The sequence below is a fragment of the Streptomyces sp. NPDC049970 genome (genome assembly GCF_040660235.1).
Lineage (GTDB): Bacteria > Actinomycetota > Actinomycetes > Streptomycetales > Streptomycetaceae > Streptomyces.
The window spans coordinates 233,126-248,279 of record NZ_JBFALP010000006.1; the positions used below are offsets into that span (position 1 = coordinate 233,126).

The window sequence follows — 15,154 nt, forward strand, 5'->3', positions numbered from 1 at the left end:
CTATGGCGTCATGGATCTCACGCCTTTCGTCGATACGCTCCGCTGCGAACTCGCGGTGGCCGCCGAGGCCGGAGGGGACGAAGCCCGCGAGCTCGCCGAGCGGCTCACGGCCCCCCTGGAGTCGGCGGCCCGCCTGACGATGCTCAACGTCCTGTCGGCCGCGATGAACGAGATCACGCGCGACCTCGCCCCGGGGTCGGTCGACGTGCGGCTGCGCGGGATCGACCCGGACTTCGTCGTGACGCTGCCGCCGGTCGGTGACACCTACGAGGAGCGGGCCGAGCAGCCCGATCCCGCGAAGCAGTCCGCTCCGGCCTCCCCCGGGACGGACGACGGCGGCACCGCCCGCGTCAATCTCCGCCTGCCCGCGCACCTCAAGGCCCGCGCGGAGGAGGCGGCAGGCCGCGAGGGGCTGTCGGTCAACGCGTGGCTGGTGCACGCCGTGTCCGCCGCCGTAGGGACCGGCGGCACGCCGCCCCGCTCGGCGGACAAGCCCCGCGCAGGCGGCCAGAGCTTCACCGGCTGGGTGCGCTGACCGCCCCACACCCTCCCATCCACACGCCCTCCCACCAGCGGGAACGGCACACGACCCATGAAGACGGGACAGCCATGCCCTCTTTCGACACCCCCGGACCCATCGCGGCCACCGCACGCGTCGACGCCGGCTCCATCCACTTCGCGGCGGCCGACCGGAGCGACACCGTCGTCGAAGTGGAACCTCGCGACGCCGGGAGGGACCAGGACGTGCAGGCGGCCGAGCAGACCGAAGTCACCTACTCCGGCGGCCGGCTGAACATCAGGACATCGAAGCAGCGCAGCCTCTTCGGACGCTCGGGAATCGTCGACATCACGGTCCACCTGCCCGCGGGTTCGGCCCTGGAGGTGACCGGCACCTGGGCCGAAGTGCGCGGAGAGGGCCGCCTCGGCGAGGTCCGCGTGAAGACCTCGTCGGGTGACGTCAGGCTCGCCGCGACCGGGCCGCTCCAACTGACCGCGTCGCACGGAAGCATCTCCGTGGACAGCGTCGACGGCCCCGCCGAGATCACCACGAGCTCGGGGAGCATGCGCGTCGGGACCGTCGACGGCGCCGCGGTGCTGAGGAACTCCCACGGCACCACGACCGTCGGCCACGCTCTCGGCGACCTTCGCATCAGTGGTGCCAACGGCGACATCATCGTCGAGAGCGCCGAGGGCTCCCTGTCGGCGACCACGGCCCACGGCACCTTGCGCGTGGCCGAAGTCAGCGGCGGGACGGTCCAGTTGGAGACCTCGTACGGGGCCATCGACGTGGGGGTGCGAGCGGGCACCGCGGCCTGGCTCGACATCAGTTCGAAGCACGGCCGGGTCCACAACTCGCTGACCGCGTCGGACAGCCCCGAGGACTCGAAGTCGACCGTCGAGGTCCGGGCCCGCACCCGCTACGGCAACATCGACGTCCGTCGCGCCGGACCCCGGATCTGAGCCTCCCCGGACCCGAGACACACCCGCCCCGTCCACCGACTCCGCCCTGTCCGTCGAAGAGGAGGCGTCATGGCTTCTTTTGTCATGCCCACATCCAGCGAAGGCCCACCGTCGCCGCCGGCCGTCTCCGCCATCGGCCTGCGCAAGGCCTACGGCGACAAGACCGTCCTCGACGGCATCGACCTGCGCATCGCGGCAGGCACCGTCTTCGCGCTGCTCGGTCCGAACGGCGCAGGCAAGACCACCACCGTGCAGATCCTGTCCACCCTGATCTCGGCCGACGGCGGCCGGGCGCAGGTCGCCGGCCACGACGTCGCCACATCACCTGCCGGGGTGCGCGCCGCAGTCGGAGTCACCGGCCAGTTCGCCGCACTCGACGACCTGCTCACCGCCGAGGAGAACCTGCTCCTCATGGCAGACCTGCTCAGGCTGGGCAGACGCGAAGGCCGTTCCCGCGCCGCGGAGTTGCTTGAGCGTTTCGGTATCGCCGACGTCGCGGGCAGACGTGCCGCGACGTTCTCCGGCGGGATGCGCAGGCGGCTCGACCTCGCCATGACGCTCGTCGGCCGTCCGCGGGTGATCTTCCTCGACGAGCCGACGACCGGGCTCGATCCACGCAGTCGCCGCACCATGTGGGAGACGGTGCGCTCGCTCGTCGCCGGCGGCGTCACCGTCTTCCTGACCACGCAGTACCTGGAGGAGGCCGACCAGCTGGCGGACCGTATCGCCGTTCTCGACGGTGGCCGCATCGTGGCCGAGGGCACCTCGGACGAACTCAAGGCCCGCATCCCGGGCGGTCATGTCCAGCTGCGGTTCGCGGACACGGACACCTTCGAGCGGGCGGCCGTCGCCTTCCCCGGGGCAGCTCGCGACGACGAGTCCCTCGCTCTCCGCGTCGCGGGCGACGGCGGAGTCGACGCGTTGCGCACGCTGCTCGACCGGCTCGACGCGAACGGGGTGAGCGCCGCGGGCCTCTCCGTGCACACACCCGACCTCGACGACGTGTTCCTCGCGCTGACCGGCGACGGCGGCCCGGACAGCCCGCTGCGCCTGAAGGAGACCCTGCGATGAGCACGCTCACCTATGCGGTACACGACTCGGCGACCATGCTGCGGCGCAATCTGCGGCACGCGGTCCGCTACCCCTCGGTGTCGCTCGGCGCTCCGCTCATCCCGGTGATGATGCTCCTGCTGTTCGTGTACGCGTTCGGCGACTCGATCGGCTCCGGCATCGGCGGGGCCGGAGCCACCAGGGACCTGTACTTGGAGTACCTGACTCCCGGCATCGTGGTCATGGCGGTGGCCTCGGGGTCCATGTCGACGTCCATCTCGGTCTGTTCCGACATGACCGAGGGAATCATCAACCGCTTCCGCACCATGGACATCACCCGTTCCTCGTTCGTCACGGGGCACGTACTCGGCAGCGTCGTCCAGACGATGTTCAGCGTGGCGGTGGTCCTCGCCGTCGCCGTGGCCGTCGGGTTCCGGCCCGACGCGAGTGCGGTGGAGTGGCTGGCCGCGACCGGCCTGCTGATGCTCGCGGCGTTCGCTCTCACGTGGCTGTCGGTGGCGTTCGGCCTGATCTCCAGGACGGTGGAGGCGGCGAGCAACAAGCCGCTGCTGATCCAGTTCCTGCCGTTCATCGGCTCGGCGTTCGTACCGGCCGAGTCCATGTCCCCCGGACTGCGCTGGTTCGCGGAGAACCAGCCGTTCACCCCGATCACGGAAGCGCTGCGCGGGCTGCTCACCGGCTCGCCGATCGGCAACGACGCCTGGAGCTCGCTCGCCTGGTGCGTGGGGATCGCGCTGGCCGGCTACCTGTGGTCGCGTTCGCTCTTCGACCGCGACGCGACCCGCTGAGACGGCGGACCCGTCGCCGGACCGGGTGCGGTGGGCGGTGACGGCCACCGCACCCCGGGCCTCTCCCCTGTCGGTGCCGTCCGCCTGCCCTCGCGGGCCGCCGTCACGGACCGGACGGCTCACCAGTCGTGGACCGTGCCGTCCTGCAACCGGTTGACCGGGAGGTACGCGGGCTCGTAGGGGTGCGCGGCCGCCAGTTCCCTGTTCAGCTCCACCCCGATACCGGGCGCCTCGCCCGGATGCAGGTACCCGTCCGTGAAGGTGTAGGCGTGCGGGAACACCTCGTCGGTGAGCCGGGTGTGACCCGAGTACTCCTGGATACCGAAGTTGTGCACGGCCAGGTCGAGGTGGACGGCCGCCGCCATGCCCACCGGGGAGATGTCCTCCGGGCCGTGCACGGCGCTCTTGATCTGGTACTGCGCGGCGAAGTCGAAGAGCTTGCGCAGCGGGGTGACCCCGCCGAAGTGCGTGACCGCCGAGCGGACGTAGTCGATCAACTGCTCGGTGATCAGTGTCTGGTAGTCGTACACGGTGTTGAAGACCTCGCCGATGGCGAGTGGTGTGGTGGTGTGCCGGCGGACGATGCGCAGCGCCTCCTGGTTCTCCGCGGGCGTGCAGTCCTCGAGCCAGAAGAGGCGGTAGGGCTCCAGCTCCTTGCCCAGGCGGGCCGCCTGGAGCGGTGTGAGGCGGTGGTGCGCGTCGTGGAGGAGGGGGAGTTCGGGGCCGAACTCGGCGCGGACCGCCTCGAACACCGCAGGTGTGTGGCGCAGATAGGCTTCGGTGTCCCAGTCCTCCACCAGCGGCCGGGCCTGCTGGTGCAGGACGGGCGAGCCGCTGTCGTCCGTGGTCGAGACGCCGTAGACCGCCTTGAGTCCGGGAATACCGGACTGCACCCGGACGGCCGGATACCCCTCGGCCAGTCGGGCGCGGACGGAGTCGAGCAGTTCCGGGATGTCGCGGCCGTTGGCATGGCCGTAGGTGCCCACGCGGTCCCGACTGGCCCCGCCGAGCAGCTGGTAGAGCGGGAGGCCCGCGGCCTTGGCCTTGATGTCCCACAGCGCGACGTCCACGGCGGCGATCGCCGCCATCGTGACCGGCCCGCGCCGCCAGTAGGCACCCCGGTACAGGGACTGCCAGGTGTCCTCGACCCGATGGGGGTCGAGACCTGTGAGGAGGGGCGTCACGTGGTCCTGGAGGTAGCTGACCACGGCGAGTTCCCGGCCGTTGAGCGTGGCGTCGCCGAGGCCGGTGAGGCCCTCGTCGGTCGTCAGCTCGAGGGTGACGAAGTTGCGGCCGGGGCTGGTGACCAGGACCTTCGCGTCGACAATTCTCATGGGGGTACTTTCTTCCGAATGCGGTGGTGAGGGTCGTTCAGCCCTTGGTGGCGCCGGAGGTCAGTCCGGCCACCAGGTACTTCTGTCCGAGGACGGCCGCCAGGACGACGGGGACGGTGATGAGCGTCGCGGCGGCCATCAGACCGCCCCAGTCGGTGCTCGCGTACGAGATGAAGTTGAAGAGGGTCACCGGCACCGTCTGGGTGCGGTCGTCGGCGAAGATCAGCGCGAACATGAAGTTGTTCCAGCTGAAGACGAAGGCCAGCAGCGAGGCGGTCGCCGTACCGGGGGCGGCGAGAGGCAGCGCGATGCGCCAGAAGGCTCCGAAGGCGCTCAGCCCGTCGGTGCGCGCGGCCTCCTCGAGTTCGACCGGCAGCCCCGCGAAGAAGCTGATCATGATCCACATGATCAGTGGTACGGACACGAACATCTGACTGAGGATCAGCACGGTGTAGGAGCCGACGAGGCCCATCCGCGCGAACAGGTAGTACCAGGGGACGAGCAGCGAGATCGCCGGCACGATGCGTGCCACCAGGATCAGCGACCCGGTCCGGTGCATGTCGAACCGTCCCACCGCCCAGGCGGCCGGCACCGCGATGACGGCGGACAGGACGGTGGAGACGACCCCGACCAGCAGGGAGTTGCCCATCGACCGCAGGATCTGCCCGGCCTCGACTATGTTCCGGAAGTTCTCGAGGGTGGGACCGAACCACAGGCCGACGGACGGGTCGGTGACCTGGACGTTGGTCTTGAACGCGGCGGCGAACATCCACACCAGCGGCAGCGCGAAGACGAGGGTCACGGCCGCGACGGCGGTGCCGCGCAGCCACGACAGGGCGGTACGCCGGCGCCTGTGCGCCCGGACGGGTGCGGGGGTGACGGTGGCACTCATGCGGTCTTCCTTCCGCCCCGACGGCGCAGCAGCACCACGACGCCGACGATGAAGAGCGTGAACAGGACCAGGACGGCGGCTGCCAGGCCGTACTCCTGGTAGTCGAAGGTGAGTCCGTAGGCGTAGACGTTGAGGGTCTCCACCTCGAAGTCCGAACCACCGCCCGCACCCTTGGTCGCGTACAGGATGTCGAAGGTCTTGAGGGCGTCCACGGCGCGCAGCACCAGGGCGGTGGCCAGTGTCGGGCCGAGCATCGGCAGGACGACGTGGCGGAAGCGCTGCCAGGCGTTGGCGCCGTCGACGCGGGCGGCCTCCTCCGGTTCCTCCGGCAGCGTGGTCAGCCCGGCGAGCAGCAGCAGGGTCATCATGGGCGTCCACTGCCAGACGTCGATGAGCATGAGCGTCGGCAGCGACTGGCTGACCGAGCCGAGGAACTCCTGGCGGGGCAGCCCGATGCCCGCGAGCAGGTGGTTGGCTATGCCGTTGGTGGGGTCGAGGATCAGCAGCCAGAGGATGCCGATCGCGACGGGCGTGGTGAGCAGCGGGATGATCAGGACCGTACGCACCCACCGCATGCCCCTGAACGGTTTGCGCATGAGCATGGCGAGGGCGAGGCCGAGCACCGTCTCCAGGATCACCGCCCCGGCCGTGAAGACGACCGTGCGCTGCGCGGCGGGCCAGAACCGGCGGGAGTCACCGAGGGCGTCGGTGAAGTTGCGCGGGCCGACGTACTCCTTGCCCGCGTTCACCGCGCCGAAGGCGTCGGTCAGGCTGAGGTCGACGGTGTAGGCGAGCGGGAAGACGATCATCAGGCCGACGAACAGCAGCGCGGGCGCGAGCATCGTCCACTTCAGCCGCCGGTTGGCCTGTTCGAAGGTGCGAGGGCGGCGCGCGCGGCCCGGTCCGGCCGTCGGCACGGGGGCCTGACGGGCCGGGGATGCCTCCGTGGTGGACATCAGGACTCCTTGTGGCGGTTGTCGCGGACGAGGAAGTCGGCGAACTCGGCGTCGGCGTCGCGGGCCACGGGCCGTACGTCGTTGCCGAGGATGCCCGCGACGAGCGGCCGTCCGACGATGTCCCTGGCCCGGCCGACCTGCAGGACGCGGGGCCTGTCGTAGCCCAGGCCCCGTTCGGCGTTGAGCCGCATGGCCTCGGCGAGGTCGGGCGGGAAGGAGGCGAGGGACTTCGGGTCGGACCAGACCGAGGTGCGGGCGCCGGGTATGCCGTCCTTCTGGAGGGCGGCGGTGACCTCGGGGCCGGCCGCCCACCTTATGAACTCCCAGGCGTCGTCGCGCAGAAGGGAGAAGGTGCTGATGCCGAGGCTCCAGGACGGGATGTTGTGCGGCCGGGCGCCGGCGGGCCCGGCCGGGAAGGGTGCGAAGCCGACGGTCTCGCGCACCGTCGACACCTCGGGGTCGAGGAAGCTGCTGTAGATCGCGTCCGCGTCGACGTAGAACGCGGCCTTGCCCTGCGCGAAGATCGGCATCGCCTGTTCGAGGCTCATGTTGGTGGCGCCGGGCGGCCCCGTCCTCGCGAGCAGCCTGCCGTAGTACTCGTACGCGGCGAGGGCCTCGGGAGTGCCGATGCCCGACTTGCCGCGTACGACGAAGTCCCCGCCATGGGAGTAGAGGAAGCTCGACCACTGGGAGACCGCGCCGCTGCGCTGGCCCCGGCCGACGAAACCGTAGAGGCCCTTCTTCGCGTCGGCGAGTTCCTGGGCCGCCGACATCAGCGCTTCGAGGGTGCGCGGAGGCCCGCCGAGATCCTCCACCAGGTCTTTGCGGTAGTACAGCGCGGGGCGTTCGGTCACCACCGGGACGCTCAAGACCTTGCCCGCCGTCATGGATGCCTCGCGGGGGGCCTGTTGGAAGTCCGGCCAGACGAAGTCGTCGTCCTGGGCGACACGGTCGCTCAGGTCGGTCAGCCAGCCGTTGTGGGCGAAGAGCAGCTGTTCCTGGAGCGCCCGGACCATCATGACGTCCACGTCGGTGCCCGAGGCGTTGAGCTTCACGTTGTAACTGCTCGCCAGCTGGTCGGCGGTGAGCAGGGTCATGGACACGCGTCGCCCGATGCGCTCCTCGAACTCCTTCGTCCGGCGCCGGATCGCCTGGGACCACACGTGGTTGATCGCCATGATCCGCAACGGGGTGTCCGCCGAGGGCTTCCCGCCCCTGGTCGTACACGCGCCGAGCACTCCTGTTCCGGCTGCTCCCGCGACTCCTGCCGCGAGCCGGCCGAAGGAGCGCCGGCTGAGGAGCTGGCTGCTCGTGGACATCGTCGTCCTCGTCTCTCTGCGCTGTCGTGCGTGGTGCCTGCCGCCTGCGGGGTTCGGTCCGATTCGCCAGACCTCCGCAGACTGGCCCAACTGGTAGGACCAGTTCGACCAGAGAGGGACGCTAACAGGAGAACGGCGCGCCGACCAGCCCTTTCACCGGTCGGATCCGTCGAAGTCACCGCGCACCGAACCCTCCGGCCCGGCCGCGCCCGGTGGACGATCCCGATGGCTCGGCCTCGCTTCGGTCCCGCCGGGCCGCCGGTCCCTATCCGGACGAGGAGCCCAGTTCGCCCGCGCCTGCGCCGCCGTACCGGCTCCCGGTCTCGTCCAGCAGTGCCTCGATGTGGTTGCGCGCCATCACATCGACCTGGACGTCGAGGTCCTTGCCGTAGGTGCGCAGGCCCAGCATCAGATGCTCCCGCATACGCTCGGCGGCCAGGTCCGGGTCGCGCGCCTCGATCGCCTCGAAGATCTCGGGGTGGTGAGGGACCCCGGGCTCGCCGATCGACGGGTCGGAGTTCGAACGGAGCATCATTTCGAACATCATCCCGCTGATCGACGAGAGCATGATCCGCAGGACCGGGTTCTTGCTCGCCTCGGCGACCGCGTCGTGGAACGCCATGTCGGCCCGGGCCTTCACGACGACGTCACTCGCCGACTCCAGGGCGTCGCGCGCGGAGCGCATCTCCTCGATGTCCCGGTCCGTCGCACGCTCGGTCGCCAGCCGGACCGTCTCGACCTCGAGCGGCAACCGGGCCTCGATCAGCTGGCGGACGGTGGGCCGACCCGCCCGGTACAGGGCGTCGTACCCCCTGGCCTGCCCGGAGCTCTGCTCACGCACGAAGGAACCACGGCCGGGCGCCACCTCGATCAGGTGCTGCGCCTCCAGTCGCCGCAGCACCTCGCGTACGACGTTCCTGCTGGCACCGAACTGGGCCGCGAACTCACGCTCGGAGGGGAGTTTCGTCCCCACGGGGATCTCGCCCGAGCGGATGTCGTGCTCGAGTTCCCGCGCGATGCGTTCCGTCAGGAGCCCGCGCTGGGCGGGGGCAGCGGCATGGCCGGACCGCGCGGACGGTGATGAGGCGGACGGCTGCATCCCCGCAGCGTACAGGCTGGTCCGGGGCGGTACGCGGCCGATCCGGGCCCCAGCCGGGAGGCCGACGTACAGCATCCGGAGGCTCTCCACGTCAGCGCCCTCCGGGGCTCCCTGTCCCGGTCCTGCCCGGAAAGCGGAATCCGGGCGGGGGGTGCATCAGGAAGTCGCGGTGGGAGATGTTCCAGGCGTACGCGCCGGCCAGGGCGAAGACCACCCGGTCCCCCGCCCGGAGACCGGGCGCCTCGAGGCCGCGGGCGAGCACGTCCTTCGGCGTGCAGAGTTGACCGACGACCGTCACCCGGCCCGCCCGCGCCTCGGGACGGGGCCACGGGTGCGGCCACGCCTCGACGGGCACCACCTCGGCCGGCTGGTCGTGGCCCTTGGCGGCGGGGGTGCGCAGGTGGTGGGTGCCGCCGCGGACCACGGCCACGTCCTCGCCGTGGCTGCGCTTCACGTCCAGTACGTCGGTGACGTACCAGCCGCTGTAGGCAGTCAGCGCGCGACCGGGTTCGATGCGCAGGCGCACATCCGGGTTGCGCCGGGCCAGGGCGGCGAGGCCGGCGCCGTAGGCGGCCCAGTCGAAGCGTTCGGCGGGCCGGGTGTAGTCCACGGCCATGCCTCCGCCCACGGCGACCTCCCGCAGCGCCGTACCGTGGCCGCGGAAGAGCTCGCCCGCGGCGTGGACGATCGCCTCGGCCACCCGCAGCAGGGCGTCGGCGTCCAGACCGCTGGCCAGGTGCGCGTGCGCTCCGACGGCTTCGAGGCCTTCGCAGCCTTCACCGGTGAGCAGCCGCAGGGCCTCCGCCGCCTCCTCGATCCCCATGCCGAAGGGTGTGGGACGGCCCCCCATGGTGAGGGCGCTGCCCGTCAGGAGTCCTTCGGGTACGGGTGGATCGATGCGTAGCAGCACCCTGACCGGCGGACGGCCGGGGGCGTGGCTCCGGCCGGCGAGGGCGACGAGCATCCGCACCTCGTGGAGACTCTCGGCGTGCACCCGCTCCACCCCGGCATCGAGTGCGGCAGCGAGTTCACCTGGGGTCTTGCCGGGCCCGGAGAAGGCGAGGGGCCGCCCCGGGAGAACGGCTCGGACATGGCCGAGTTCGCCGCCGGAGGAGACCTCGAAGCCGTCGGTCCACGGAGCGAGGGCCGCGAGGATCTCGGGTTCGGGGTTGGCCTTCGCCGCGTAGTACAGCTCCACCGAGCTCGGGAGTGCCTCGCGTACGGCCGCCGCGTGGCTGTGCAGCGCCGTCAGGTCGTGTACGTAGCAGGGGAGTTCACCGGATGTGAGGTTCAGCGCCTCGGTCCGGACGGCGGGGGTGAGCAGGGAAGGGGGCACCGGAGGTCCGTTCGTCGGTGGCGGGGCGGAGGGCGCGAGGGCTGACGTCTCAGGGATGCGCGGCCAGCGGGGAGCGCAGGCGGACGTATCCGGCGTCACGGTCGGCCGAGCGGCTCCACCGGGTGAGCAGGTTGGCCTTGGCCGGCAGCGGCGCCCCGGCGAGCAGGTCCCGCAGCTGCCGCGGGCGTCCCAGGGAGTCGGCGCACTCCTCCAGGGTGGCGCGCACCTGTCGCCAGAGGGCGGCTTCGGTCCCGGGGTGGAGGTCGGCCACGGCGGCGAGCAGTTCCGCGACGTGGTTGACGAACAGGCAGTAGGCGACCCTGTCCCAGCCCCGGTCCCTGTCGTACGTGAGAGGGCCGGCGACCTCGCGCGGGAGGGTGCTCAGCGCGTGGGCGTGGTGCGAGGCCAGGAGCTTGGTGCCTTCGAGATCCCGGAAGAGGACGCGCTCGGGGAAGCCGTCCCCGCCGACACAGACGACGACGTTCTGGAGGTGCGGTTCGAGGACCACCCCGTGCCGGAAGTACGCGGTGAGGACCGGCGGCACGAGCAGTGCGGTGTAACGGCGCCACCACTCGGCGGCCTCGTCGGGACCGGCGCCCGCGAGGAGGTCCGAGACCCTGCCCGGGCCGAGGGGGTACTCGTCGGCCACGGCCGCGGCAAGCAGGGGCGTGCTCCCCTCGGGCGTATGGCGGGCGAGGCCCTCCCTGACGATCACGCCGAAGCCTTCGAGCAGTGCGCGGTCGGGGCGGCTGTCCGCGCCGGGCAGCGCGAGCGAGCGGTAGGCGGGTTCGCGGAGCACGGCGGCACCGGGGTGCCGTACGGCGAGGTCGGCCAGTACGGGCCTCAGCAGCCGGGTCAGTGCGACGGCGCCGGTGAGCTCGTACGAGGCGTTCTTGCGCAGGCAGTTGGTGATCCGCACGTCCAGGCTGAACTTCAGGAAGGTGTGGCCGTCGTGGACCGTGCGTACGGAGGCGGTGGGGACGACCTGGCCACCGGCGGGCCCGAGGTCGAGCACGTCCCCGCGGGCGAGAGCGGCCCTCAGCACGGGATGACCACCGAGCAGCCGGTACTGCCAGGGGTGCGCGGGCAGCAGCCGGTAGCCGGACGGCGCCGTCCCCGCCCGGTCGAGCGGCGCCGCTCCCCCGGGCTCGGCGGTCTCCTCGGCGAGGAGACCGTCCCGTACGGCGAGCAGCCGCAGCGGGAAGCGGGCACCCTGCTCGGGGGCGTACGCGGTCCAGGCGTCCGGGTCGGCACCGTGCGCCTTGGGCGTGGGGTGGAAGCGGTGGCCGAGGAGGAGCGACTGCTCGGACGCGAGATAGGTGTCGAGCGGCTCGCCGTGGCGGTGCTTCCCGGACGGCCGGCGGACCGACCGGGACGGCGGGGCGGCGGCGGCCCGCCGGGCGAGGGCGCCGGCGACGACGCGGTGGCTGGCTGCGACCTGCCCCAGGAACTCGTCGTTGTCCGTGCCGGTGCGCAGGGTGAGTTCGGTATGGACCAGTTCGGCGAGCCGCTGCCAGCCGATCGTCTCCCAGGCTCCGCCGGCCGGCCCGCCGCGGAGGCTGACGGGACCGGTGAACCGGTGTGAGCCGAGGAGCGAGGGGCGGCGCACGCCGACGCTCAGCACGCTGTCCTGGTGAGGCAGACGTACGAGCAGCCGGCCGTCCGCCAGCGTGCGGTCCTCGGCGGCGGTCGCCTCACGGAGCAGACAGTTCAGGATGGTGTGGCCGACCGCCTCGTCGGCCGTGGGCGGACGGGTGCGGGCGCGGACCGGGGTGCGGGGGGTGGTGGTGCTGGGCATCGGGGTTCATGCCTTCCGCAAAAGGTAGTTGGGGCCGGTGGTGTAGTGCTTGTTGATGTCGGCGGCGCCGGACCTGGCCTTGGTGAGGAGTGTTCCGGCGGTCACCATGGCCTTCACGGGCAGCTCGGGCGCGTCCAGGACGCGGGCACGCAGCACCCCCGCCGCCCCGGGTCGGGTTGCGGCGGCCCGGTCGATCGCCTCCGCGAGCCGGGCGCGTACGAGGCCGAGCAGCAGGTCCAGGGGCGCGACCCCTCGCGCCGCGAGGCCGAAGGCCAGCGAGCCCGCGCACAGGTGGACGGTGATGGTGGTGAAGAGATCGGCGAGGGGCCCGTCCTGGGTGACGCGGATACGGCGGTCCGCGAAGCCGAGTTCGCCGACGGTCGGCTCGGGGCATCCCCATGCGTCCGCCAGCCGCCGGGTGTGGACGCGCGGGCCGTCGTTGTCCTTGAGGAGCAGGCGCGGGCCGTCCGTCCCGCCGCCGAGGACGAGCGAGATGTTCTGCTGGTGGGACTCCAGGGCGATGCCGTGACCGAAGAGGGTCGTCTGCCAGTCCAGCAGCAGGGTCAGGACGGCATCGGCGAGGGCCACCTGGTCGCCGCCGTGGAAGCGGTCGGCGAGGTGTCCGATGACGGGGCGGCCGTCCGGCGCGGGAGCCAGCAGCGCGGCGAGCGGGAGGACGGCGGCGTCATCGAGTCCGGTCGGCTGGGTTCGGCGCAGCACGGCCAGGAGTTCGTGGCCTGCGTGGGCGTAGCGGGTCTCGTCGGCGAGCAGGACCCGCCCGGCGAAGCGGGGCTCGCGCCGCAGGACGCCCTCCAGGAGTCGCTGCCCGGCGGCGCCGTCACGCAGCGAACCAGGCGTGACCGTACGCCGGTTGAGCAGGCCGAGGGTCGCTGTGGCGAGTGGGAGTTTGAGGTGGGTGCCGGGTCGGCCGGCGAGCGCGACGGTCCGCATCGACAGGGTGGGCACGACGTCGAGCAGAGGCCGCTCGGCGAGGTACGCGTGCCGGGCGAGGCCGGTGGCGGCGAGGGCGTCCCGGAGGGGGCCGGCGGCGGTGAGGGGATGGACGGGCAGCAGGACGTGGCCCTCGTGGCGGCTTTCGGGCAGCCCGAGTTCGGCCGGGGTGGGCCAGCCGTCCGGCAACCCCGGATCCGTCTCACCGGGCCCGGCCCCGGAAAGGCCGGCCGCACCGGTGTCGTGCTCGGCGCCTCCGGTCGACCGGGTGACGGTCCGGGCGGGCAGCGAGAGCCATCGCAGGCGGAAGCGTGGGTGGAACTCCGGTGCGTACAGCAGTAGTTCGCCGGCACCCAGCCCTTTGCGGCCCCGGGACACGGGGTGCACGGGATGGTCAGTCCTGGCGGCCAGGGTGTCGTGTGCGAGAGCACCGGCGTGGCCACGCCAGTGGGCCGGCCGCGAGCCGTGGCTTTCCGTCAGCAGGGCCAGGACCACGTCCTCGGTGGTGGCGTGCAGTTCACGGGCGTCGAGGTCCCGGCGGCACTCCTCCGCGAAGGCCGCGTACCCGGGCGCGTCCTGCGGGGCGGCGAGCCGGGCCAGGGCGGCGAGCACGGCGTCGGAGCTGGTCAGGTCGTCGCCTTCGGGTTCCTGGCGCAGCAGGGGGAGCCGGGCGGTACGGGCCCCCTGGAAGCCGTCCTCCCGCACGGGCAGGAGCAGGGCGCGGCCCGGGCCGGTGGGAAGCCGGAGCCAGGAGCCGTCCGGGCGGTCGACGAGGGTGGTGCGGGTACGCAGTCCGGCCACGTCCTCGCGTAGCAAAGCCCCCAGAACACGCAGGAGTTGCCGCGCGGCAGGAGGATCGGCACGCGGGTTGGCGCCGGGCGGGCGGTCCGGTCCGCCCACGGGGAGGCCCTCACGCGTGCCCGCCGGGACCCCGCTCACGGGGTGATCTCCCAGCGCTGGGCGGCCAGAAAGGCGTCGGCCGCACGGTCCACCGCGCGCTGGTCCGGTCCGATGGTCCGCAGGATGCCGAGGTAGTCGCGGTTGGTGCGGTGCAGCGGGTGCCGTTCGCCGGTCGGGCGCAGGGGCCGGTAGACGAGGCGTACGTCGCCGTCCGTCAGGTCGGTCGCGCCGGGCGCCGAGGTCAGCACCCCTGCCCGGTCCGCACAGGGGGAGTCGATGCGGGCGGCGCGGTCCGAGCGGGTCTCCAGGCGCTCCGGGAGGGGTCGGCCGAGGTGGGTGGCCAGGATGTGGTCGAAGAGCGGGATGCCGAGGAGGTCGGCCAGCAGGAGATCACCGTGGTCGCCGATGACGCGGTAGTTCACCTCTATGATGCGCGCCCGGCCCTCGTGGACGACGAATTCGGTGTGACAGGCGCCGAACCCCACTCCGAGCAGTTCGAGCCGGCCGAGGATCTGCTCACGCACCGGGTCGGGGTGGGCGGGCACGTAGGTCAGCCGCTCCTCGACGAAGTGGGGCGGGGGCGAGAGGCGGGTGTGGAATCCCCCGAGTACGTGCAGGCGCCGACCGTCGCCGAGGGTCTCCATGGTGTAGAGCTCGCCGGGCAGGTACTCCTCGACGACCAGTGCGGCGTCCGGACGGCGTTCGCGGATCTCGGCGCACAGGCGCAGGAGTTCGGCCGGGTCGTCGGCCCGTACGACGTCCTCGCTGGCGACACCTTCGCGCGGTTTGACGACGCACGGGTACGGGACTCCCCCGGCCTCGACGCAGTCGCCGAGCGGCCGGTCGGGCAGGATCTCGACGGACCGGACCGATTCCTGTCCTCCGGCGGCCAGATGACGTCGCATCAGGGCCTTGTCCTTGGTGCGCAGCGTCGCCTGCCAGCTCTTGCCCGGGAGGCCGAAGAACTCGGCGGCGAGCGCTCCCTGCACCTGGAGGTGATCGCTGTTGGTGAAGACGGCGGCGGGCCTGCCACGGCGCGAGATGTGGCTGATCACAGCGCGGTGGTCACGGACGTCACAGCCGGTCACCTCCACGTCGGGGCCGAGGGCGACGGGCGGCCCGTAGGCCTCGGGCTGATCGGTGAGCAGGGTCACGGACAGGCCGAGCCGCCCTGCGGCCGGGAGGAAGCCGCTGACGACCGAGTCGGTGGGGTTGAGAGCGAGCAGGTACGTCTGCATGAGCGGTCACT

General features: G+C 72.0%; 13 protein-coding genes. 4 read left to right on the plus strand and 9 right to left on the minus strand.

Features of this window, described 5'->3' with window-relative positions; genetic code table 11:
* Positions 1-10: 10 nt before the first annotated feature.
* From AB0I83_RS14475 to AB0I83_RS14490, 4 genes are all read left to right on the plus strand, one after another.
* Positions 11-535 (plus strand): hypothetical protein, encoded by a 525-nt coding sequence (locus tag AB0I83_RS14475; protein WP_363304797.1) that lies wholly within the window; start codon positions 11-13, stop codon positions 533-535.
* 74 nt (positions 536-609) lie between these two features.
* Positions 610-1,461: a DUF4097 family beta strand repeat-containing protein gene (locus AB0I83_RS14480; protein WP_363304798.1), complete on the plus strand. Its 852-nt coding sequence runs from the start codon at positions 610-612 to the stop codon at positions 1,459-1,461.
* Between the two features lie 69 nt (positions 1,462-1,530).
* Positions 1,531-2,532 (plus strand): ATP-binding cassette domain-containing protein, encoded by a 1,002-nt coding sequence (locus AB0I83_RS14485; protein WP_356839335.1) that lies wholly within the window; start codon positions 1,531-1,533, stop codon positions 2,530-2,532.
* Positions 2,529-3,320 carry an ABC transporter permease gene (locus AB0I83_RS14490; protein ID WP_356529787.1) on the plus strand — a complete coding sequence of 264 codons (792 nt, stop codon included), beginning with the start codon at positions 2,529-2,531 and terminating at the stop codon, positions 3,318-3,320. Before AB0I83_RS14485 ends, AB0I83_RS14490 begins: the two co-directional genes overlap by 4 nt.
* 119 nt (positions 3,321-3,439) lie before the next feature.
* Here the strand turns inward: AB0I83_RS14490 and manD are convergent, their stop codons facing one another.
* From manD to AB0I83_RS14535, 9 genes are all read right to left on the minus strand, one after another.
* Positions 3,440-4,654, minus strand: coding sequence for a D-mannonate dehydratase ManD (gene manD / locus AB0I83_RS14495; RefSeq protein ID WP_356529785.1), 1,215 nt, complete (start codon positions 4,652-4,654; stop codon positions 3,440-3,442).
* A 37-nt stretch (positions 4,655-4,691) separates the two neighbouring features.
* Positions 4,692-5,546, minus strand: a complete 855-nt coding sequence (locus AB0I83_RS14500; RefSeq protein WP_356529783.1) for a carbohydrate ABC transporter permease — start codon at positions 5,544-5,546, stop codon at positions 4,692-4,694.
* Entirely contained in the window at positions 5,543-6,502 is a 960-nt protein-coding gene (locus AB0I83_RS14505; RefSeq protein WP_356529782.1) for a sugar ABC transporter permease, read from the minus strand. Before AB0I83_RS14505 ends, AB0I83_RS14500 begins: the two co-directional genes overlap by 4 nt.
* Positions 6,502-7,821 (minus strand): sugar ABC transporter substrate-binding protein, encoded by a 1,320-nt coding sequence (locus AB0I83_RS14510; protein ID WP_363304799.1) that lies wholly within the window; start codon positions 7,819-7,821, stop codon positions 6,502-6,504. The genes AB0I83_RS14505 and AB0I83_RS14510 overlap by 1 nt, the downstream gene beginning before the upstream one ends.
* 265 nt (positions 7,822-8,086) lie before the next feature.
* A complete protein-coding gene (locus AB0I83_RS14515; RefSeq protein WP_363304800.1) occupies positions 8,087-8,920 on the minus strand; it encodes a FadR/GntR family transcriptional regulator in 834 nt (277 codons plus the stop codon).
* 91 nt (positions 8,921-9,011) lie between these two features.
* Positions 9,012-10,256 (minus strand): type III PLP-dependent enzyme, encoded by a 1,245-nt coding sequence (locus AB0I83_RS14520; protein ID WP_363304801.1) that lies wholly within the window; start codon positions 10,254-10,256, stop codon positions 9,012-9,014.
* A gap of 49 nt (positions 10,257-10,305) precedes the next feature.
* The gene (locus AB0I83_RS14525; protein WP_363304802.1) at positions 10,306-12,054 is read right to left on the minus strand and encodes an IucA/IucC family protein; all 1,749 of its coding nucleotides are present in this window, start codon (positions 12,052-12,054) and stop codon (positions 10,306-10,308) included.
* Positions 12,055-12,060: 6 nt separating this feature from the next.
* Complete coding sequence (locus AB0I83_RS14530; RefSeq protein WP_363304874.1) at positions 12,061-13,839, minus strand: IucA/IucC family protein; 1,779 nt, start codon at positions 13,837-13,839, stop codon at positions 12,061-12,063.
* Between the two features lie 101 nt (positions 13,840-13,940).
* Complete coding sequence (locus tag AB0I83_RS14535) at positions 13,941-15,143, minus strand: ATP-grasp domain-containing protein (RefSeq protein WP_363304803.1); 1,203 nt, start codon at positions 15,141-15,143, stop codon at positions 13,941-13,943.
* Between the last annotated feature and the right edge of the window lie 11 nt (positions 15,144-15,154).